The sequence below is a fragment of the Plantactinospora sonchi genome, assembly GCF_036422035.1.
GTDB classification, from domain to species: domain Bacteria; phylum Actinomycetota; class Actinomycetes; order Mycobacteriales; family Micromonosporaceae; genus Plantactinospora; species Plantactinospora sonchi.
This window is the reverse complement of record NZ_JAZGQK010000007.1, coordinates 270673-291375: the sequence shown is the minus strand read 5'-3', so window position 1 is coordinate 291375 and position 20703 is coordinate 270673. Positions and strand designations below refer to the sequence as shown.

Sequence of the window (20703 nt, the reverse complement as noted above, 5' to 3'; positions counted from 1 at the left end):
AGTCCGGCCTCCACCGCCTACGCTCGGTCAGCGGAATCGCAGGTCGAGGTCGGCGACCAGCGGATAGTGGTCCGAGGCCGACTCCGCCACGCCGCCGGTGACCACCCGGACCGGGCCGGCCAGCCGCGCGAGTGCCGGCGTCGCCAGCAGGTAGTCCAGTCGCATGCCGGAGAACTCGGCGCCGCCGCCCCCGGTGGTCGGCACGGTGTCGGCCGGCGCCTGACCCGACTGCCGGGCCAGGTCGACATAGCCGGCCCGGTGCAGGGCGGCCACGGCCCGGGTGTCCACGGTCGCACCGTCCGGCATGAGGTGCCGGGCACGGTACCGCGGCGCCAGTCGGGCGAGCCGCTCGGCGTGCCCGGTCCACGGATCGAGTGAGTTCAGGTCGCCCATCAGCAGGACCATCCGGTCCGGGTCACCCCGCCCGGTCGCCGTGACCAGCCAGCGTGCCTCGCGCAGCCGGCGCCGCCCGGAGTACGGGTGCAGGTGTGTACCGACCACGGTGAGCGGGCCACGGTCGGTTCCGAGCACCACCCGCTGGGCCGCGTGGTGGAAGGGCCGGCGGACGGGTGCCACCGAGACAACCTCCGCCGGCGGCCGGACCAGCACCGCCACCGGCTGCCCGAACCACTCCCGGGCCAGGTACGCCCGCATCGACAGCCGGTCCTCGACGGCGGCGAGTCGTCGGCGGTCGCCCCGCAGACCGGCGAGTTCCTGCACGGCCAGTACGTCCGGCCGCACTTCCCCGACCACCTGGAGCACCCGGTCGAGCCGGCCGGGATCGCCGCCGTCCCGCCCGCCGTTCTTGATGTTGTACGTCATCACCCGCATCCCGGCCGCCCCTCTGTCCCCCCGCTGTCCCGTCCGGTACGCCGCAGCCGCGCGGACGCTCTCCACGCCGGCCCGCACCGGGCGGACTCCCTCCGCCGGCCTGAGGTGCGGATGCTGTCCGGGGCGGCGGACCGGACCCTCAGCCGGGCCGGGCCGCCTTGGTCAACTCGTCGTCGAGCTGGTCCAGCGGGGCCGGAGTGGTCCCGGTCGCCACCGATGCCGGACCCGCTGGTCCCGACGATGTCGACGGTTCCACCTCCGCCGGCTCCGGTCGGCTGTCGGCGGTTCCACCGCTCCCCCGCGTCCCGGTGCGAAGTTCCTCGTTCGGTCGCAGCACAAACCAGAGCAGGCCGATCCAGAGCGCGGTGAGCAGCAGTGCGCCGACGAAGTCACTCGGATGATGCATACCCCGGTACATCCGGGAGGTGGCGACGCCGAGCGGCATGACCACTGCGGCGAGCACGGTCAGCCACCGCCACCACCGATCGGTACGCGGCATGACCAGCAACGCGATCGCCACCCAGAGACACATGGTGGCCGCGATGTGCCCGGATGGGAAGGCCGCGGTCGGCAGCGGACCGTCCAGGTGCGGTACCTCGGGACGGGGCCGCTCCACCGCCCGGGCGGTGGCGAGAAACAGACTCAGCTCGCCGAACATGGTGACGGCGAGGAACAGCACCGGCCGCCACCGCCGCCAGAACGCCAGGGCGAGTGGGCAGAAGACCAGGGACACCAGCAGGATCGCGTGGGTGTCGCCGGCCTTGCTCCACCAGTGGCTGATGTCGTTCAGCCGCTCGGTGCGGTGCGCGGCGAACCACTCCGGCACCTCCCGGTCCAGGGTGTCCACGAAGGTGCCGTCGAGGTGGTAGCTGACCAGGATGCCGAAGGCGTAGAGAGCACCGAAGACGAGTACCCAGCCGGTGACCAGTTCGGCGACGGCGGCCCGGGGGTGCGGCAGCACCCGCTCCTCCGCCGGCGCGGGCGCGACCTCGCGTCCGGCCTCCGGCTCCAACCCCTCCCCCAGCGGCCGTACCGGTCGGCCACGCTCGCGCCGCCAGAGCCGGAAGGCGTACGCGGTGACGCCCAGCCAGGCCAGGCCGAGCAGCCAGCCGGCGAGAACGTCCGAGACGTAGTGCACGCCGAGCGCGACCCGGGTCACCCCGACCAGCACCACCACGGCGGCGACCAGACCGATCGCGGCCCGCCGCCAGCGCGGTGCCATCGCCGGCAGGAAGACCAGGAGCAACGCGCCGTAGGCGACGATCGAGCCGAGCGCGTGCCCGCTCGGGAAGCTGTTGCCCGGCGCGGAGGCCACCGGTACGTCGACCACCGGCCGCAGCCGGCCGACGAGTTCCTTGACCGACGGGTCGAGCAGGAGCGCACCGGTCCCGGTCACGATCAGGTAGACGGCGAGCCGCCCCTGCCGGCGGATCAGCAGGCCGACCACGGCGATGGTGACCAGCCAGAGCATGATCGGTCGGCCGCCGAGCGAGCTGACCGCGGTGATCACGGTGACCAGCCCGTCGTGCCGGGAGACCAGCTGGTTGAACCATTCCGCGGTCTGATGGTCGGCCCGGTGCAGCGGGTCCCAGTGGAGCCGGACCAGCAACAGGAGGATGCCGAATCCGGTACCCGTACCGACCACCAGGGCGAAGCCGGCCAGGCTCCGCTCCGCGAAATGCCCGAGAGGGCGCCGTAACACCTCGCCGACCGTGGCCACGCCAGCTCCCTTCCCGCGTCTGGCCTGCCCGGTACCCGCGCCGCCGCCCGCGTACACCCGCCGCCACCCGCGGACACCCGGCGCCCGGCGGAGGACGGCGGGCGAGGCTCGCGGAACTACACGGCGTCGGCCGTGTCGTGTCGCTGTGCCGGTACGGCGCCGTCCACCGGATCCGGGTCCGGGGTCGGCTCCCAGTGGTCCGGCTCCGCCGGCTCGTGGTCGCCGATCCGCAGCGCCTCCAACTGGGCGGCGAAGGCGAGGCCGCCGAAGAGCGCGACGCCGGTCAGGTTCGCCCAGAGCAGCAGCGCCATCATGCCGGCGAGCGCCCCGTAGGTGGCGCCGAACGCGTCGCTGTAGCTCACGTACCCGGCGAGCAGCACGCTGGCCAGCCACCACAGCACGGTACTGAGGCCGGCACCGAACAACAGCCAGGACAACCCCGGCTGACGGCGCCGGGGCGCGTACCGGAACAGCACGGCGACGGCGAAGACGGTCAACCCGAGGCTCAACGGCCAGCGCACGATGTCCCAGGCGAGGTCGAAGCCCGATCCCCACCAGCCGTAGTGCAGGTCCACGGAGTCGGCGAGAGCGCCCCCGGCGACCAGGATGAAGAAGCCGAGCAGGGCCGGCGCCCCGGCACTGACCGCCAGGATCGCGGCCCGGAGGTACTTCCGCAGCGCCGGCCGGTCCCGTTCCACCCCGTAGATCCGGTTGGCGCCCCGTTCCACCTGGGCCATCGTGGTGGTCAACGCGACCATGCCGGTGAGCAGGCCCAGAGTCAGCGCCAGCTCACCCGCGTCCTCGTTCGGCTCCGAGTCGACGAGCAGTTCCTTGACCACCTCGTCACTCGTGCCCGGAGTCAGCGCCACCACGGTGTCGGCGACCACCACCCCGCCCTCCTGCACGCCGAGGTCGCTGATCAGGCCGGCCATCGCGATCAGGAACGGCACCACCGCCAGGCAGAGCTGGAGCGCGAACGCCCGCGAGTGGCTGAACGCGTCGCCGTAGCGGAACCGGATGAACGCGTCCCGCAGCAGGTGCCACCCCCCGTACCGACGCAGGGTGTGCCAGGCGTCGTCGGCGGAGAGATCGTCGTCCGCCATCACCCGGGTCTCCGGGACCATTCTCGTACTACTCACGGGGTCACCATTCGTTCAGGCTGCGGGGCTCGCACACCCCGCTCACTCCTCACCCTCACCGTTCCGACCGTCCGTTCGGGCTGCGGGGCTCGCACACCCCGCTCACTCCTCACCCTCACCGACCGGTGGTGCGTTCGATCCGGCGCTCGCCCCGTTCCGCCACCGCGTCGGCGTCCTCGGAGAGGTCCGGCGCCGTGGCCGGCTGCGGCACACAGAGCCAGAGCGCCTCCGGACGGATGACGGCGTGCAGCGCGCGGCCCGGGGTGATGAGGTCACCGTCCAACTCCCGGGGCTGGGCACGGTTGCTGTCGATGGTGATCCGCCGACCGCGCAGCACCTCCATCCGGGGTACCCGCTCGCGGCGGCGCAGCACCGCCCAGCCGAGGGAGAGCCAGTGCCGGATCGTCCGTGGGGTGAGCACCGCGACGTCCAGGTAGCCGTCGTCCGGTTCGGCGTCGGGAAAGAGGCGTACGCCGCCCTGCAGGCGTCCGACGTTGGCCACCAGTACGGTACGGGCCCGACGCCGCAGCGGCGGCGCGTCGTCGATCCGGATCGAGACCCGCATCGGTCGGTCCCGCAGGTGGCGCATCGCGCCGACGACGTACGCGGGCCAACCGACCCGCGCCTTGGTCGTCTCGGAGGTGGCCGCGAGCATCTGCGCGTCGAAACCCATCCCGGCCATCACCGTGAAGAACTCGTCCTCACACTCGCCGACGTCGATCCGGCGGCGGCCCTGCTCGATCGCCACCTCGATGCCGGCCGCGAGATCGCCAGAGAGCCCGAGGTTGGCGGCGAGCAGGTTGCCGGTGCCGGACGGCAGGATGGCCAGCGCCACGTCGGTGTCGACCAGGGCACCGACGCAGGACATGACGGTGCCGTCACCACCGCAGACGAACACCACCTCGGCGCCGCCCTCGATGGCCTGCCGGGTCTGGCCCCGCCCTGGGTCCTCGACGGTGGTGGTGAACCAGGCCGGCTCCGGCCAGCCGGCCGCGGCCAGCGTCTCGGTGACGGTCCGGCGCAGCCCGTCGAGGTCGGACTGCTTCACCGGGTTCACCACCACCGCCGACCTCGGCCCACTGCCGCCGGTGGTCGTACCGCTCGCGCTCTCGCCGTGTCCCTTCACGGCCGCCAGTGTGCAGCAGCCGGCCGTCCGGAGCGACCCGGGCGGACGTGACGTGTTTCGCTTCCGGCCCGGCCGGGCCCGGGCCGGCGTGGTCCCGGCGGGTGGCCCGGGGCGGCGACCTGGGCCTGCCGCCGTCCCGGACCGGGTCGGTCGCGGCTCAGGCGGCCTGGCTGAAGCCGCTGAGCGTGCGTCTGCGCAGTTCGTCGAGGTCCAGCCCGGCCTCGGTCAGGATGAGGGCTCCGAGACCTTTGCCCTCCCGAAGCACCCCGAGCAGGATGTGCTCGGCACCGATCTCCCGGTGCCGCAGGTGGATCGCCTCCCGGAGGGCGAGTTCGAGCGTCTTCTTCGCCCGGTTGGAGAAGCGGCTGGACAGTTCCAGGCCGCCGAACGGCCAGCGTCGGCCACGCCGCTGCGGCGGTGGCTCCAGGGCACCGAGACCGAACGACTCTTCGATCTTGGACCGTACCGCGTCCAGGTCGATGCCGATCGCGCGCAGCGCCTCGGCGTCCCGCTCGTCGAGGTCGGCCATGCCGTACGCCCGCCGCTCAAGATCGGCACGGACGTGGTCCGCGTTGATGCCAGCCTGCCGCAGTATCGGCGCCACCGAACTGATCTCCTCGTCGAGGAGGGCGAGCAGCAGGTGCTCGGTGCCGACGAGTCGGTGCCCCAGCCGCTCGCGCTCGGCCACCGCACCCCGGACCACCTCGCGGGCCGACGTCGTGAAGCGCTCGAACATCATGATCCTCCCGGGCTGCGTGTCGCCGATCGACCGGCGTGCTTCTTGTGGACTCCCTGCCTGCTGACCTCGAGGGCGTCGGCGATCTCCTGCCAGGACCAGCCCTGCCGGCGGGCGTTGTCGACCTGGATGATCTCCAGACGCTCCAACAGCCGACGCAGGGCCACCACGGCTCGCAGCCCGACCCGGGGGTCGGTGCTGCCGGCCGCCGCCGCCAGATCCGTTGCCTGACTCATGCTGTCAACTATGGTTGACAGGGACGGCGCGTGTCAACCCCGATTGACAGCCGCCGACCGTCAGCCGTCGCGGCGCCTGTGGGTTTTCAGTGAAGTTGATCCGTTCTCACCCTGGGCGGAGTTACCGCGTCCGCAGCAGGCGGCGTGCGCCGGAGCCCTCACGACCGAGTACGTCACGTGGATTGGTCAACTGACAGGCCCGCAGCGACAGGCACCCGCATCCGATGCATTCGGTGAGGTCGTCCCGGAGCGCCTGCAACTGCGCGATGCGCGCGTCGAGCTCGGTCCGCCAGGTGGCGGACAACCGGGCCCAGTCGTCGCGGGTCGGGGTGCGTTCACTGGGTAGCTGGTCCAGGGCTTCCCGGATCGCCGTGAGCGAGATGCCGACGTGCTGGGATGCCCGGATGAAGGCGACCCGCCGCAGCGTGTCGCGACTGTACCGGCGCTGGTTGTTTGCCGTACGAGTGCCGCGGATGAGGCCCTTGCGCTCGTAGAAGTGCAGCGCGGAGATGGCGACGCCGCTGCGCTCGGCGACCTGGCCGACGGTGAGCTCGTGGAACGTGGTGCGCTGCCTCGGCATGGGGTTGACCGTACCGCTTGCCCTCAACCGAGGTTGAGGGCAGAGAATCGGCGTCGTCCGCCATCGCGACCAGGGAGCCCGTCTGTGACCACCGTTCTCGTCATCGGCGCCACCGGGAAGCAGGGCGGCGCCGTCGCCGACCTGCTGCTCAACCACGGCCACGAGGTCACCGCCTACGTGCGGTCACCCGAGTCGCCATCCGCCCAGGCACTGTCCACCGCCGGGGCACGGCTCGTCACCGGCGACCTGGGCGACCCGGAGGCGCTCACCGGCGCCGCCAAGGGCGTGGACGCGATCTTCGGCCTGTCCGTACCGTTCGGATCCGGCGGGAAGGACCAGGAGGTCGCCCAGGGGCGCCTCCTGGTCGACGCTGCGGCGCGGGCCGACGCGCACCTCGTCTACTCCTCGGTACGCGGTGCCGACCGGCTCGTCGAAACCGACATCGACCACGCCGACAGCAAACAGCAGGTCGAGGCGTACCTGCGGGATCAGCAGGTACGCGCCACCGTCCTCGGGCCGGTGTACTTCATGGAGAACGCCCTGAACACCGGGTTCAGTCGCCTCACCGACGGCGTTCTGGCCAACCCGCTCTCCGCGGGCAAGCCGCTGGACCAGGTGAGCGTCCTGGACATCGCCGGCCTTGCCGTGCACGCCGTCGAGCACCCCGACCGGTTCGTCGGCCAGCGGATCGACGTCGTCTCCGACCGGGTGACCGGGGAAGAGGCGGCCCGGATCCTCAGCGACGTACTCGGTCGCGAGATCCCGTACCAGCAGTTGCCGTTGGACCAGGTCCGGCGCTGGGCCGGTGACGAGATCGCCGACATGTTCCAGCGGTTCGAGGAGAACACCGACTTCGTCGACATCGACGCGCTGCACGCCGGTTACCCGGACGTGGCCTGGCACAGCTATGCCGATTGGGCCCGCACGGTCGACTGGGACCACATCCTGCGAGGCCGGACGACCGCGCGATGACCCGACCGGGAGCGCCGGGCTGCCCGGCACGGTCGGCGGGCGCGCTCTGTCCAGGAGTGACCCGGCGGCGCGGCTGAGCGGTCGCTGAGAGCCTCAGCGTCGTCTCATCCGGGGCGCCGAGACTGTGGACATGAAGATCAATGGGCGGATCAGGCTTGTCGCGTCGGTCTGGCAGATCACCTACCTTCTGGTCCACCTGTGGTGGGCGGTCGCTGGTGCCCCGCGTTTCCTGAGTGGCCGGGAGTCCTACTTCCCCGGCGGATGGGTACCCGTGGCCCTGGGCGTCCTGGCGGCGGTCGGGTGCCTGGCCGCCGCGACCACCAGTCGCCGAGAACTGGACGATACCGGCCACCACATGATCGCCGGACTCAACGCCGTCGCGGGCACCGCCCTGTGCGTGTACTCGTTCCTGTTCCCGGTGATCGTGGTGTCGCTGCTCTTCGTGGGGCCCGGCACCGGCACCGTCACCAGTCTGCTGGCGACCGGCGGCGGTGTCGTCGGCGGAGTCCTCTGCCTGATCATCGCGGCAGCCGAGCGGCGGCTGGCCGCCCGTCCCTGCGAGGCTTGCGGGCGGGTCCACGGCAGGTCACCGGAGAACCGGGCGGAGCCGGCACCCCGCTGGGCCTTCGCCGGCGCCTACCTCGCCGTCGCCGGGTTCGTGGCCCGGGTGAGCATGTGGCTGTATGACACGCTCGCCGGGCACTGGCCCTCCCCGGCCAGCCGGGCGAACGTCTCGTGGACCGCGATGGTGGTGTTCATGGTGCTGATGAGCCTGGCCGGCACCCTGTTGCCGCTGGCTCTGGCACACCGGTGGGGCCGGATCTGGCCGGCCTGGGTGGTGCCGCTGCGAGGCCGGCCGGTGCCGCGCTGGCTGGTGCTCGGTACCGGCCTGTTCATCGGGGCGAGCCTGACCGCGTACTTCGGCATCGCCGGGATGACGGCCTGGATCAGCGGGGACATCGACGGCCCGTTCCTGCCGTTGCTGTTGGAGTTGGGCGGTTACACGCTGTGGGGTGTCGGGCTGCTGATCGCCGCCGCCTCGTACTTCGCGCTGACCCGGCCGCCGTGCCCGCGGTCGCTGTCCAGCCTCGCGAACCCTACGCCCCGGCCCGATCGACGACGTTCACGAGCGGTTCGCCCGCCGCGTACCGTCGGACCTGGTCGACCAGCAGTCGGCGGGCCCGGGGGCCCATCGCGTCGGTCAGGCCGCCGGCATGCGGACTGATCAGGACGTTCGGCGCGGACCACAGCGGGTGGTCGGCGGGCAACGGCTCAGGTTCGGTGACGTCGAGGGCGGCGTGCAGCCGGCGCCCGTCGAGTTCGGCGAGCAGCGCCGTGGTGTCCACCACCCGCCCCCGTGACATGTTCACCAGCAGGGCGCCGTCGGCCATCCTGGCGAGGAAGTCCTTGTCCACCAGACCCTCGGTCTCCGGGGTCAGCGGGGTGGTGAGGATGACAACATCCGCCTGCGGCAGCATCTCCGCGATCTCGGAGACCGGCCGTACGCCGGGGCGGGCGGTCCGTGCCACCCGGCTGATCTCCACTTCGAACCCGGCGAGCCGGCGCTCGATCGCGGCGCCGATCGAGCCGTACCCGACGATCAGTACCCGGGCGTCCGCCAGCCCGGTCGACCAACCCGAGGTCCAGCGGCCCTCGCCGCCCGCCCGGACGAAGTCCGGGAGCCGACGCCGGGCGGCCAGGGTGAGCGCCACGGCCATCTCGGCGGTGGCCGCGTCGTGCACGCCTCGGCCGTTCGCCAGGATCAGACCGGGCCGCAGGAACGGCAGGACGTGGTCGTAGCCGGCGGTCACGGTCTGCACCACCCTGAGCCGGGGCATCCGGGCGATCGGCTCGCAGAGGCGCGGATCGATGATCCCGTACGGAACCGCGTAGAACTCGACGTCGTCCAGGTTCTCGGGCACGGGCTGAGTGCCGTCGTACAGCGCGACGTCAAGATCGCCTAGCTCGGTCACCGCGTCGGGGTGAGAGATCAGGTAGCGCACGGCGACATCATGCCTGGTTGTGCCGCTCAGCACGGGGGTGGTTCGGTCGGCCCGCGTACGTGCCCGGCTGGTCGGCCGCCGAATCGGCGCGAATCGGCCAGTCGGGCAGGTCTGGCGGAGAGCGTGCTCCCGGAAGCCGACGCTCCTCGACCGGACCCGGGGTGGACGCCCGGTTCGTCTCCCGTCCGTGCCGCCCCCGCCCCCGCCCCCGCCCCCGGCACCGGCGGCGGCAGATTTCCCGGTCCGGACGACGCCGGGGCGGAAAAATCATCCGTAAGTTCGGACGGGGGATGTCAAGACCACGGCGGCGGTTCCGACCAACTGGCCGAGGGGTCCGGTGGGGACCCGTGAACGGCGAGGAGTGACAGGATGCAGTTCCTGATCAGCATGTACATCAACCCGGCCGTGCTGGACGCGCTGACCGACGAGGAGAAGGCGGCGATCGGCGGCGGCCACGGCAGGTTCATCGAGGCGCTGAAGGCGTCCGGAGAGTTGATCACCACGCAGGCGCTGGTCGACCCGTCCCAGGCCGCCGTGGTGTCGGTACGTAACGGCCAGCCGGTGGTGACCGACGGACCCTTCCTCGAGTTCAAGGAGTTCCTGGGCGGTTTCTACCTGGTCGACTGCGAGAACAGGGAGCGGGCGATCGAGTTGGCGGCGCAGATCCCGGACACCTCGATCGAGGGTCTGGGGGTCGAGGTGCGGCAGGTGATGTTCGCCGACGGACAATTGGAGGCATGACGGCACCAACTGTCGAGGACCTGCTGCGTGAGCTCACGCCGCAGGTCCTCGGCGTGTTGGTACGCCGGCACGGCCGGTTCGAAGGGTGTGAGGACGCCGTACAGGAGGCGGTCCTTGCCGCCACCGCCCAGTGGCCGGCCGAGGGAGTGCCGAACAATCCACGCGGCTGGCTGGTGACCGTCGCGTCCCGGCGACTCATCGACGAGATGCGCAGTGACCACGCGCGCCGCGAGCGGGAGGCGGCGACGGCGACCGAGGTGGTGCCCGAGGACGTACCGGACACCGACGACTCGCTCGTCCTGCTGTTCCTCTGCTGCCATCCGACACTGACCGCGGCCTCGCAGACCGCCCTGACACTGCGCGCGGTCGGCGGCCTGACCACTGCCGAGATCGCCCGTGCGTTCCTGGTGCCGGAGGCCACGATGGCGGCCAGGATCAGCCGGGCGAAGCAGCGCATCAAGGCGGCCGGCAGTACGTTCCGCCTGCCCGACGGCGCCGAGCGCGAGGAGCGGCTACGGGTCGTCCTGCAGGTGCTCTACCTGATCTTCAACGAGGGCTACACCGCCTCCTCGGGCAGCCGGTTGCACCGTCCCGATCTCGCCCAGGAGGCGATCCGGCTGGTCAGGATGGTGCACGCGCAACTGCCCGAGGATGGCGAGGTGGCGGGGCTGCTCGCGCTGATGCTGCTCACCCACGCCCGCCGGGAGGCACGCACCACGGCGGCCGGCGACCTGGTGCCGCTGGACGAGCAGGACCGTACGAGGTGGGACCACGCGATGATCGACGAGGGCACCGAACTGGTCAAGGCGGCACTGGCCGGCCAGGCGCTGGGGCCCTACCAACTGCAGGCGGCGATCGCCGCCACGCACGCCGACGCGGCCACGGCCGAGCAGACCAACTGGCCGCAGGTGCACGCCCTCTATCTGATCCTGGAACGGATCGCGCCCAATCCGATGGTGACCCTCAACCGGGCGATCGCGCTCGCCGAAACCGAGGGTCCGCGGGCCGGTCTGGCCCTGCTCGCCACACTCGCCAGCGACCAGCGGCTGGCCGGGCACCACCGGCTGCTCTCCGTACGGGCGCACCTGCGGGAGAAAGCCGGCGACACGACCGGGGCGTACGAGGACTACCGGCGTGCCGCGAAGTCCACCGCCAGCCTCGCCGAGCAGCGCTACCTGGAGTCCCGGGCCAGCCGGGCGAAAGGGTAGTCGGCGCTCAGTTGCCGTCCTGGTACGGGCTGCGCCGGCGCGCCTCGGCCAGCACCCCGGCCCACCAGCCGAGTTGGTCGAGCATCGCCTTGACCGCCGTACCCGAACCGTCGGCGTCCGCCGGCCGGCCGTCCGCACCGAACCTCTCCCAGAACCGGTCGAAGCTGACGGTGTCCCGGATCGTGACGGCGTGCATCTCGGCGAAGACCAACCGGAGCTGTTCGACCGCCCGCAGGCCGCCACTGACCCCGCCGTACGAGACGAAGCCGACCGGCTTGGCCTGCCACTCCGTGAAGTGCCAGTCGACGAGGTGCTTGATCGAGGCGGGGAAACTGTGGTTGTACTCCGGCGTCACCACGACCACCGCGTCGGCCCCGGCCAACCGATCCGCCAGCTCCCGCTGCGACGCGGAACGCTGCGCGGGCCACTCCCAGGCCGGACCGGCCGGCAGGTCGGCCGGCAGCGGCGTCTCGGCCAGGTCGAGAACGTCGATCCGGAACCGGCCGTGCCGCCGTGCCTCATCCTCGAACCAACGAGCCACCACCGGCCCGAACCGGCCCTGCCGGACGCTGGCGATGACCACCAGTAGGTTGAGTTCCCGCTCCGGGTTCCGCGCCGTCCCGGATGACGAGGGTGGGGCAGCGGAGCCGGTGTCGCCTGCTTCGGTGAGTGCTTCTGTCATGCCGTCGAATCTGCCGGTCCGGACGCGATCGAGGCAGACCGCGTTGATGCTGGCCCTGTCAGGGCCACGCTGCCGGCCGACACCGCGGGTAACCTCGCTGCCATGGACAGCAGCGCCCTGGCCGCCTTCGTACGCAGCCGTCGGGAGGCGGTTTCACCGGCCATGGTCGGGCTCCCGGTCAATGCCCGACGCCGCACCCCCGGTCTGCGTCGCGCCGAGCTGGCCACCCTGGCCGGAGTCAGCGTCGAATACCTGACCCGGATCGAACAGGGCCGGGACCGCAACCCCTCCCCTCAGGTGCTCGGCGCGCTGGCCGACGCGCTGGGGCTCTCCGAGGAGGACCGGCAGTTGCTCCGGATCGTCGCCAAGGCCGCCGGCGGACAGATCCCCTGCCAGGCCGCCGGGCCCGAACCACCGACCCGGTCGCTGCGCCCCAGCCTCGTCGCGCTGCTCGACCGGCTCGAACCCGGTCCGGCGTACGTCCTCAGCCGGCTGGGCGAGATCATCGCGTACACCAGCGGTTACGAGCGGCTCGCCGGCCCGGTCGGCATCCTGGACAGCCGACCGGCCAACCTCGTCCGGTTCGTGCTCACCGACCCGCGCGCCCGGTCCGCGTATCCGGAGTGGGGCCGGGTCGCGGACGACATGGTCGCGTACCTGAAGTTCGGCTCCAGGCGGGCGGACCCGTACGCCGCCGCGCTGGTCCAGGAGTTGACCGCCACCGGCGGGACGCCGTTCACCAGCAGGCTGGGCGCGCCACTCGCGTTCCCGAGGCGCACCGGGGTGCGGCGTCTGGTGCATCCGGAGGTCGGCGAACTCAGCCTGGCCTTCGAGAGCCTGGACCTCCCCGACAGCGAGGACCAGCGGCTGTTCGTCCTTCTCCCCGCCGACGAGGCGACGGCGACGGCACTCGACCACCTGGCCGGCCGGCAGCCGGGGTCGCTACGGGTGGTGGGCGGCCGACCCCGGACCGGTCGTACCACCCCGGGACGTACCGCGACCGGCTGACCTGCCCGGACCGGCTGAGCCGCCAGTCGAGAGGTCAGCGCGGCGGAAGGCGGGAGAGGGAACGCGGAGGTCAGGCGACGGCGGCCAGGAACGCCGTCGCGCGCAACCGCAGTCCGGCCAGGTCACCGCCGCGCGGCGCGTCGCCGAGCAGCGGGGCGCCGACGCCCACCGCGAGCGCGCCGGCGGCCAGGTAACCCGCCGCGGAACCGGTGTCCACACCGCCGAACGGTACGAACGGCACCTCGGGGAAGGGTTCCCGCAGCACCGACAGGTAGGTCGGGCCACCCAGCGAGGCCGGAAAGAGTTTCACCGCCGTCGCCCCGGCCAGGCTGGCCGCCACCACCTCGGTCGGGGTCAGCGCTCCGACCAAGGCGGGAAGCCCGAGCCGGACCGACTCCGCAACCGCCGGTACCACCCCGGGAGTAACCACAAACGACGCGCCGGCCTGCTCCGCCTGCACCACGTCCGCCTCGGTGAGCACCGTACCGGCACCCAGCGGCGCGTCCGGTCCCAGCGCCGCCCGGGCCCGGACCAGCACCCCGGCCGCGTCCTTCGAGGTCATCGAGACCTCGACCAGGCCGATCCCGGCCTCGGCGAGAACCAGCACGCACTCCAGGGCCGCGTCCGGATCGTCGGCCCGGACGACCGCCAACAGACGATGCCGTCGCAGTACGTCGGGCAGGTTCACCGTTCCATCCTCGCAGTCCGGTCCGCGCTCGGGGCCGCCTTCCAGTAACGGACAATTCAGCCATACCGCCCGAGGTGTCGCCGAACTTTGCTAACCTCCCCGCCATGCACCGAAGCCCTGTGTCGGGTCCGGATCGGATGCCCGTCGAGGGCGACGTCACCCGCGTCTTCCAGCACGCCGGACACCGGTTCGAGGTCGCCGCCGGTACCCGGGTCGGTCACCGGTACCGGGCCAACTTCGACGTCCTGCACGTCGACCCGAAGCTGCCGTTCGTGGCGGTGGCCGACGGGATGGGCGACGGCCGGGGCAGCACCGTCGCCGGCGACACCGCGATGGAGACCATCGTGGCGGCGGTACGGGCGGCGGCCCCGGACATCGGCCCCGCCCGGTTGCGGGCGGCGGTCGCCGAGGCGCAGTCCCGCGTCCGGGCGGCCGGCCTCGAACTCGGCGAGTTGACCGGGTGCACCTTCACCGGGCTGATCGGTGCCCCGGAGACCCAGGCGTACGGCGACCGGGGCCAGTCGGCCGGCGGCGTCGCGTACGGGTCCGCCGGGGTGTATCCCGTCGACGCCACGGGCCGGCCCGACAGCGCCGACACCGGTCCGGGTACGTGGTCGGCCCGGAGCGCCCCGATGGCCCGTACGGCGCCGGTCAGCGGGCCACCCGGACCGACCGCACCCGCCCCGCCGGACGAGGCGTACGCCTGGATCGTGCAGATCGGCGACTCCCGCGCCTACCGGCTCCGCGACGGGCTGCTCGAACTGCTCACCGTCGACCACACCGCGGCCTGGCTCGGTGCCGTCTACGGCTGGTACCCGGCCGACTCCGCCGCCGCGGCCGCGGCCCGTTACCAGCTCACCCGGTACGTCGGCCATCCGAGCGCCCCGGAGCCGGACCTGCTGCACGTGTCACTGCGTCCCGGTGACGTCTACTGCCTCTGCACCGACGGGGTGGCCGAGCAACTCGACTACCAGCGGCTGGCCAGCCGGCTCGGCGGGGCGGGCAGTCCGGGTGAATCGGTCCGGGGCATCCTCGCCGACACGCTGGCGGCCGGCGGGCGGGACAACGCCACCCTCGCGGTGCTCCGGGTCCAATCCCGCTGAGCGGCGGCCGGCGGACACCGCACCGGCCAAATCGGGCACATCCGGCAAGCTGCCTCGATATCCTCGGCCTGTGAGTGGATACCCCGCGTCGGCACGACGCGGCTGACCGGCGGCCTGATCCGGTGGCCCCCGTGGAGGACCCGGTCGAGACGCCCGTCGTCGTGGTCGGGGTGGACGGCTCGCGGCTCAGTCTGACGGCGGTCCGGATGGCCGCGCTGGAGGCCGGCCGGCACTCCCGGCCCCTGCGGGTCGTGCACGCGTTCAACTGGGTCGCCGACCCGTCGGAGCCGATGCCGGCCGAGCCCCGACGTCCCGCCGAGGAACTGCTCCAACACGCGATCGCCGTCGCCTCGCAGACCCGGCCGGAGGTGCCGGTCAGCACCGCGCTCATCGAGGGACCGGTGATCACCACGCTGCTGCGCGAGTCGGGTTCGGCCGCGCTGCTGGTCATCGGGGACGGCGGGCTGACCCTGAACCCGGACGTGCCGGCCGACTCCGACGCGACCGCCGTCCAGATCGCCGCCCGGGCCGGCTGCAGTGTGCTGGTCGTCCGGGAGGACCAGCCGAGCCCGGGGCCGGTGATGGTCGGGGTGGACGGCTCCGCCAGCTCACTGTGCGCCCTCGACTACGCCTTCGACACGGCGACCCGCCGGGCCGCCGAGCTGGTGGTGGTGCAGGTCTGGGATCCGGACGAGCGGACCGGCGAGGTCCCGGCGGAGGCCGCCGGGCAGCTGGCCGAGGCGGTGGCGCCGTGGCAGCGGAAGTACCCGTCGGTGTCGGTCCGGCAGGAGGTGCGGACCGGTGCGCCGGAGGCGGCTCTGCTCGAGGAGGCACGCCGGGCCGAGGTGGTGGTGGTCAGCGCCCGGGGCGACGAGCCGTGGCGGGGCATGCTCGGCGCGGTCAGTCAGGCGATGCTCTACCACTCACCGGCGCCGGTGATCGTCGTCCGCAGCTCGCACGGCCTGTACATCCAGGAGTGAGCGGACGCGTCCGGGAAAGGCGACTACATCCGCAGTGAGCGGGCACATTCCGCACTGAGCGGGCACGTCCAGGCAACGAAACGGCCCGGGAGGGTCAGGAGGCGCACATGGTGAAGACCTCGACGGACCCACGGGTCCGGCTCACCGACGGGGAACTGGACCGGATCGACGCGTACTGGCGGGCGGCCAACTATCTCAGCGTCGGACAGATCTACCTGCTGGCGAATCCGCTGCTGCGCGAGCCGCTGGCGCCGGAACACATCAAGCCCCGGCTGCTCGGCCACTGGGGTACGGACCCGGGGCTGAACCTGGTGTACGTACACCTGAACCGGGCCATCGTGGCACGCGACCTGGACATGATGCTGGTGACCGGGCCGGGACACGGCGCCCCGGCGATCATCGCGAACACCTGGCTGGAGGGGACGTTCAGCGAGCGGTACCCGTCGGTGGGGCGGGACGAGATTGGGATGACCGAACTGTTCCGCCAGTTCTCCTTCCCGGGTGGGGTGCCGAGCCACGTGGCGGCGGACGTACCGGGCTCCATCCACGAGGGCGGCGAGCTGGGTTACTCGCTGATGCACGCGTACGGGGCTGCGTTCGACAATCCCGACCTGGTGGTGGCCTGTGTGGTCGGGGACGGGGAGGCGGAGACCGGGCCGCTGGCCGGGAGCTGGCTCTCCAACGTCTTCCTCAACCCCGCCCGGGACGGTGCGGTACTGCCGATCCTGCACCTCAACGGCTTCAAGATCGCAAACCCGACGGTGTACGCCCGGATCCCCGAGACCGACCTGCTGTCGATCCTGCGCGGCTATGGCTACCAGCCGTACGTCGTCGCCGGTGACCAGCCGATGGAGGTGCACCGGACCCTCGCCACCACCCTCGACCGGGCGCTCGACGAGATCGCCGAGATCCAGTCCCGAGCCCGTCGCGGTGGCCGGGTGGAACGCCCCCGCTGGCCGATGATCGTGCTCCGTACGCCGAAGGGTTGGACCGGCCCGGCCGAGGTCGACGGCGTACCGGTCGAGGGAACCTTCCGCTCCCACCAGGTGCCGCTCTCCGAGGTTCGGACCAATCCGCAGCACCGGGCCGAACTGGAACGCTGGCTGCGGTCGTACCGGCCGGAGGAACTTTTCGACCCGACCGGCGCACCCGTGCCGGCGATCGCCGACCTGGCCCCCCTGGGCGGCCGACGGATGAGTGCCAACCCGCACACCAACGGCGGTGAACTGCTCCGCGACCTGGTGCTCCCCGACTACCGGGAGTACGGCGTGCCGGTCGGAGAGCGCGGCGAACCGGTGGTCGGCGCGACCGGGGTACTGGGCGACTGGGTGCGGGACGTGATCCGGGCCAACCCGGACCGGTTCCGGCTCCTCGGCCCGGACGAGGTCGAGTCGAACGGGCTGGGCGCCGCGTTCGAGGCGAGCGACCGCACGTTCCTGGGCGCCATCGAGCCCGGTGACGAACATCTGGCGCCAGAGGGACGGATCATGGAGGTGCTTTCCGAGCATCTCTGCCAGGGCTGGTTGGAGGGTTACCTGCTCACCGGCCGGCACGGCGTCTTCACCAGCTACGAGGCGTTCATCCACATCGTCGACTCGATGCTCAACCAGCACGCAAAGTGGTTGAAGGTGACCCGGGACATCCCCTGGCGCCGTCCGATCGCCTCGCTGAACTACCTGCTCTCCAGCCACGTCTGGCGGCAGGACCACAACGGCTTCTCGCACCAGGATCCCGGCTTCATCGACCATGTGGTCAACAAGAAGGCCGAGGTCGTCCGGGTCTACCTGCCCCCGGACGCCAACACTCTGCTGTCCATCATGGACCACTGCCTCCGCAGCCGGCACTACATCAACGTGGTGATCGCCGGCAAGCAGGGCGCCCCGACCTGGCTGAGCATGGAGGACGCCATCCTGCACTGCCGGCGGGGACTCGGCATCTGGGACTGGGCCGGCACCGACACCGGTACCCAACCCGACGTCGTCCTCGCCTGTGCCGGTGACGTACCGACCCTGGAGACCCTCGCCGCCGCCGAACTGCTCCGCCACCACCTGCCCCAGTTGAAGGTCAGGGTGGTCAACATCGTCGACCTGATGCGACTCCAACCGGAATCCGAACACCCGCACGGGCTGCCGGACTCCGAGTTCAACACCATCTTCACCACCGACAAGCCGATCATCTTCGCCTACCACGGCTATCCGTGGCTCATCCACCGGCTCACCTACCGGCGCACCAACCACCCCAACCTGCACGTCCGGGGTTACAAGGAGGAGGGCACCACCACCACGCCCTTCGACATGGTCATGCTCAACGACCTCGACCGGTTCCACCTCGTCATCGACGTCATCGACCGGGTCCCGCAACTCGGCCCCACCGCCGCCCACCTCCGCCAGGCGATGGTCGACGCCCGGCAGGAGTGCCGCGACTACACCCGTACGTACGGCGAGGACCACCCGATGGTCGCCGACTGGCACTGGGGGTAAGGAAGGGCCCCCTGTTATCGCTTCTGGTAAAGGAAGGGCCCCCTCCTCACACCCGAAGCCCTTGAGCGCTCCCGCCCCCGGGCCTTCGACAGCCAGGCCTTCGACATCCGGCCTTGACAGCCGTAGCCGACAACCGCCACCTTTGACGGAGTCAAAGTTTTTAGTTGAGGTGGTCACATGAGTACGCCCGCCGTCAGCCAGGTGAGTGCCGTAAGGGACTTCAACCGCTTCTACACCCGGGTCATCGGAGTTCTCGACGAGGGGCTGCTGCACACGTCGTACTCGCTGACCGAGGCCAGAGTGATCTTCGAGCTGGCCCGCCGGGGTCCGACCGAGGTACCGGACCTCCGCCGCGACCTGGCCCTCGACCCCGGCTACCTCAGCCGCATCCTGGCCCGGTTCACCGCCGACGACCTGGTCACCCGGGTCCCGTCGGTGACCGACAGCCGGCGTCAGGTGGTCGAACTGACCGACGCTGGCGAAGCGGCGTACCACATGCTCAACGAGCGGTCCGAGGCGCAGGTCAGCGCCATGCTCTCCGAGCTCTCCGACGAGGACGGCCGACAACTGGTCGAGGCGATGCGGACCATCCGGACGGTCCTCAGCCCGACGCCGCCACCCCGCGCGTACCTGCTCCGTGAACTTCGACCGGGCGACGCCGGCTGGGTCGTGCACCGGCACGGCGCACGGTACGCCGCGGAGTACGGCTACGACCTCCACTTCGAGGCGTACGTGGCCCGGATCGTCGCCGACTATCTCGGCGGGCACGACATCCGGCGGGAGAACGCCTGGATCGCCGAGATCGACGGCCAGCCGGTCGGCAGCGTGTTCTGCGTACGCCGCGACGACGACGTGGCCCAGCTACGTCTGCTGCTGGTCGAGCCGAGCGCCCGCGGCCTGGGCATCGGCAGCCGGCTCGTCGACGAGTGCCTGCGTTTCGCCCGGCAGGCCGGCTACCGCGAGATCACGCTCGGGACCAACGACCTGTTGACCGCCGCTCGACGGATCTACCAGAAGGCCGGCTTCGAGCTGCGCGAGCAGAGCCGGCACGACAACTACGGCTTCGAGGTGGTCGAAGAGGTCTGGTCGCGCCCGCTGTGATCCGCTGCCGCCCGCCCGCCCGTCCGACCACCGGCTCGACGGCTGCTCACCGTGCGCGGCCGGCGAGCAGCCAGACGACCTCCGGTCCGAGTTCGGCCACCGTCACCAGGTGAGTAGACCAGCTCGCCGGCCACCGGTGAAAAGACCCAGGGCACACCGGCGCGGCGACGAGCCCCCGTCCTACGGCGCCGCCGGGACGGAAGCACGAAGGGCAGCCGCTATCCACCCGCCCAACTCGCCGAGGTCGACGTCGAAGGAGACCCGGGCGTCCGGCAGCGTTTCGTTGATCACGGCCACCAGGGACAGGTACCGGCCGTGCGTGGCCTCGTACCGTGGATCGGTCCCCGCCTCCTCGTACACCTCACCGATCATCAGGTAACCCTCGGCCATCCGGTCACGGAGTTCCGCGGTGGCCGGTACGCCGGCGGCCTCGGTGGCCCCACGTACGAGGCGGGCGGCCAGCTCCTGGGCGTGTGGCGCCTCCGCCGGCAGTCCGCACCGGTGCGCCGCCACGATCTCCTCCATGATCCGCGTCCCGACGCCGTGGATGAAGTCCTGCACCGGTGCGACGGTCAGCCGCAGCCCCGGGTCGCCGGCGAAGGTGTCCCGGAGGTACCCGCGGACCCCGTCGCGGAACTCCGCGTCCCGTAGCAGGTCGGCCAGTTCGATCCAGGCCTCGAGCTGCGCGGCGGTGGGGTCGTCCGGTAGCCGTGGCCGCATCGTCCGGAGCCGCTCGACGAAGTCGGCGGGCAACTCTGCGCCGACGTCGGTCCAGAATTCGTCGACGAGCCGCTCCCGCTCCTCGTCGGCCATCGAGACGAGTTTGTGCATCAGGGCGGCCCGCGCGGCCGGGCCGTCCTGCTTGTTCAGGGCTCTGAGCACGGCCCGCCTGGCCCGAAGCTCGCGCTCCTGGCGCTCGACGGCCGTCAGATGCTCCGCGAGAAGGTCACGCAGGGTCATCCCACCCTCGATCAGCCGACGGATGTCGTCCAGCCCGGTTCCCAGGTCGCGAAGCGTACGGAGGAGTTCCAGCTGGGCGATGGTCCGCAGGTCGTAGAGCCGGTGACCGGCTTCGGTGGAACCCGCGGGGCGCACGATGCCCTCGTCGGAATAGAACCGGATGGCGCTGACCGTCAGCCCGGTCCGGCGCGCCACGTCCCCGATGGGGTAGAGACCGTCCTGATGCATACCCACACCTTGCGGTCTCAAGTGACTTGAGCCGCAAGACCCGCCGCGGATCTGGTGCGGAACCTCGACGGTGCGCTGTCCGGGCAGCCGGTCGACGAGGTCGCCGGCGTCGCGCCGGGTCGCGGGCAGGTTGGTGATCGCGCACCGACTCGCGGGAAGCTTTCCGCCCGGCCGGGCCGGC

19 protein-coding genes are annotated in these 20703 nt (G+C 71.7%); 8 read left to right on the top strand and 11 right to left on the bottom strand.

Annotation, left to right across the window (positions count from 1 at the left end):
* Positions 1–27 precede the first annotated feature (27 nt).
* The 7 genes from V1633_RS10540 to soxR form a co-directional block, all read right to left on the bottom strand.
* The gene (locus tag V1633_RS10540; RefSeq protein WP_331214047.1) at positions 28–909 is read right to left on the bottom strand and encodes an endonuclease/exonuclease/phosphatase family protein; all 882 of its coding nucleotides are present in this window, start codon (positions 907–909) and stop codon (positions 28–30) included.
* A gap of 61 nt (positions 910–970) precedes the next feature.
* Positions 971–2551: a phosphatase PAP2 family protein gene (locus tag V1633_RS10535; RefSeq protein WP_331214046.1), complete on the bottom strand. Its 1581-nt coding sequence runs from the start codon at positions 2549–2551 to the stop codon at positions 971–973.
* A 116-nt stretch (positions 2552–2667) separates the two neighbouring features.
* The gene (locus V1633_RS10530) at positions 2668–3690 is read right to left on the bottom strand and encodes a YihY/virulence factor BrkB family protein (RefSeq protein ID WP_331214045.1); all 1023 of its coding nucleotides are present in this window, start codon (positions 3688–3690) and stop codon (positions 2668–2670) included.
* Between the two features lie 115 nt (positions 3691–3805).
* Entirely contained in the window at positions 3806–4816 is a 1011-nt protein-coding gene (locus tag V1633_RS10525) for a diacylglycerol/lipid kinase family protein (protein WP_331214044.1), read from the bottom strand.
* A gap of 157 nt (positions 4817–4973) precedes the next feature.
* Positions 4974–5552, bottom strand: coding sequence for a Clp protease N-terminal domain-containing protein (locus tag V1633_RS10520; RefSeq protein WP_331214043.1), 579 nt, complete (start codon positions 5550–5552; stop codon positions 4974–4976).
* The gene (locus V1633_RS10515; protein WP_331214042.1) at positions 5552–5788 is read right to left on the bottom strand and encodes a helix-turn-helix domain-containing protein; all 237 of its coding nucleotides are present in this window, start codon (positions 5786–5788) and stop codon (positions 5552–5554) included. Before V1633_RS10515 ends, V1633_RS10520 begins: the two co-directional genes overlap by 1 nt.
* A gap of 121 nt (positions 5789–5909) precedes the next feature.
* The gene (gene soxR, locus V1633_RS10510; protein ID WP_331214041.1) at positions 5910–6368 is read right to left on the bottom strand and encodes a redox-sensitive transcriptional activator SoxR; all 459 of its coding nucleotides are present in this window, start codon (positions 6366–6368) and stop codon (positions 5910–5912) included.
* Between the two features lie 84 nt (positions 6369–6452).
* On the opposite strand from soxR, the gene V1633_RS10505 reads away from it, so the two are divergent.
* Entirely contained in the window at positions 6453–7340 is an 888-nt protein-coding gene (locus V1633_RS10505) for an NmrA/HSCARG family protein (protein ID WP_331214040.1), read from the top strand.
* Positions 7341–8437: 1097 nt separating this feature from the next.
* Here the strand turns inward: V1633_RS10505 and V1633_RS10500 are convergent.
* Positions 8438–9343: a 2-hydroxyacid dehydrogenase gene (locus V1633_RS10500; protein ID WP_331214039.1), complete on the bottom strand. Its 906-nt coding sequence runs from the start codon at positions 9341–9343 to the stop codon at positions 8438–8440.
* Positions 9344–9712: 369 nt separating this feature from the next.
* On the opposite strand from V1633_RS10500, the gene V1633_RS10495 reads away from it, so the two are divergent.
* Entirely contained in the window at positions 9713–10084 is a 372-nt protein-coding gene (locus V1633_RS10495; RefSeq protein ID WP_331214038.1) for a YciI family protein, read from the top strand.
* Complete coding sequence (locus V1633_RS10490; RefSeq protein WP_331214037.1) at positions 10081–11292, top strand: RNA polymerase sigma factor; 1212 nt, start codon at positions 10081–10083, stop codon at positions 11290–11292. Before V1633_RS10495 ends, V1633_RS10490 begins: the two co-directional genes overlap by 4 nt.
* A gap of 7 nt (positions 11293–11299) precedes the next feature.
* On the opposite strand, the gene V1633_RS10485 is transcribed toward V1633_RS10490, so the two are convergent.
* Entirely contained in the window at positions 11300–11974 is a 675-nt protein-coding gene (locus tag V1633_RS10485; protein WP_331214036.1) for an NADPH-dependent FMN reductase, read from the bottom strand.
* A 102-nt stretch (positions 11975–12076) separates the two neighbouring features.
* Here V1633_RS10485 and V1633_RS10480 point away from each other — a divergent pair, with 102 nt between their 5' ends.
* Positions 12077–12982 (top strand): helix-turn-helix domain-containing protein, encoded by a 906-nt coding sequence (locus tag V1633_RS10480; RefSeq protein ID WP_331214035.1) that lies wholly within the window; start codon positions 12077–12079, stop codon positions 12980–12982.
* A 70-nt stretch (positions 12983–13052) separates the two neighbouring features.
* Here V1633_RS10480 and V1633_RS10475 read toward each other — a convergent pair whose 3' ends face one another.
* Entirely contained in the window at positions 13053–13670 is a 618-nt protein-coding gene (locus V1633_RS10475; RefSeq protein WP_331214034.1) for a bifunctional 4-hydroxy-2-oxoglutarate aldolase/2-dehydro-3-deoxy-phosphogluconate aldolase, read from the bottom strand.
* A gap of 104 nt (positions 13671–13774) precedes the next feature.
* Here V1633_RS10475 and V1633_RS10470 point away from each other — a divergent pair, with 104 nt between their 5' ends.
* The 4 genes from V1633_RS10470 (at position 13775) to V1633_RS10455 (ending at position 19334) form a co-directional block, all read left to right on the top strand.
* Positions 13775–14773: a PP2C family protein-serine/threonine phosphatase gene (locus V1633_RS10470; RefSeq protein WP_331214033.1), complete on the top strand. Its 999-nt coding sequence runs from the start codon at positions 13775–13777 to the stop codon at positions 14771–14773.
* Positions 14774–14904: 131 nt separating this feature from the next.
* Complete coding sequence (locus V1633_RS10465; protein ID WP_331214032.1) at positions 14905–15753, top strand: universal stress protein; 849 nt, start codon at positions 14905–14907, stop codon at positions 15751–15753.
* A gap of 107 nt (positions 15754–15860) precedes the next feature.
* Positions 15861–18233, top strand: a complete 2373-nt coding sequence (locus V1633_RS10460) for a phosphoketolase family protein (RefSeq protein WP_331214031.1) — start codon at positions 15861–15863, stop codon at positions 18231–18233.
* Between the two features lie 177 nt (positions 18234–18410).
* A complete protein-coding gene (locus V1633_RS10455) occupies positions 18411–19334 on the top strand; it encodes a bifunctional helix-turn-helix transcriptional regulator/GNAT family N-acetyltransferase (protein ID WP_331214030.1) in 924 nt (307 codons plus the stop codon).
* A 180-nt stretch (positions 19335–19514) separates the two neighbouring features.
* On the opposite strand, the gene V1633_RS10450 is transcribed toward V1633_RS10455, so the two are convergent.
* Positions 19515–20522 (bottom strand): helix-turn-helix domain-containing protein, encoded by a 1008-nt coding sequence (locus V1633_RS10450; protein WP_331214029.1) that lies wholly within the window; start codon positions 20520–20522, stop codon positions 19515–19517.
* Positions 20523–20703 lie beyond the last annotated feature (181 nt).

Excerpts from the sequence above, each read along its gene's own strand:
- V1633_RS10520 (WP_331214043.1), bottom strand. The coding sequence starts at position 5,552 with ATGTTCGAGCGCTTCACGACGTCGGCCCGCGAGGTGGTCCGGGGTGCG.
- V1633_RS10515 (WP_331214042.1), bottom strand. The coding sequence starts at position 5,788 with ATGAGTCAGGCAACGGATCTGGCGGCGGCGGCCGGCAGCACCGACCCC.
- soxR (WP_331214041.1), bottom strand. The coding sequence starts at position 6,368 with ATGCCGAGGCAGCGCACCACGTTCCACGAGCTCACCGTCGGCCAGGTC.
- V1633_RS10495 (WP_331214038.1), top strand. The coding sequence starts at position 9,713 with ATGCAGTTCCTGATCAGCATGTACATCAACCCGGCCGTGCTGGACGCG.
- V1633_RS10490 (WP_331214037.1), top strand. The coding sequence starts at position 10,081 with ATGACGGCACCAACTGTCGAGGACCTGCTGCGTGAGCTCACGCCGCAG.
- V1633_RS10485 (WP_331214036.1), bottom strand. The coding sequence starts at position 11,974 with ATGACAGAAGCACTCACCGAAGCAGGCGACACCGGCTCCGCTGCCCCA.
- V1633_RS10480 (WP_331214035.1), top strand. The coding sequence starts at position 12,077 with ATGGACAGCAGCGCCCTGGCCGCCTTCGTACGCAGCCGTCGGGAGGCG.
- V1633_RS10470 (WP_331214033.1), top strand. The coding sequence starts at position 13,775 with ATGCACCGAAGCCCTGTGTCGGGTCCGGATCGGATGCCCGTCGAGGGC.
- V1633_RS10460 (WP_331214031.1), top strand. The coding sequence starts at position 15,861 with ATGGTGAAGACCTCGACGGACCCACGGGTCCGGCTCACCGACGGGGAA.
- V1633_RS10455 (WP_331214030.1), top strand. The coding sequence starts at position 18,411 with ATGAGTACGCCCGCCGTCAGCCAGGTGAGTGCCGTAAGGGACTTCAAC.
- V1633_RS10450 (WP_331214029.1), bottom strand. The coding sequence starts at position 20,522 with ATGCATCAGGACGGTCTCTACCCCATCGGGGACGTGGCGCGCCGGACC.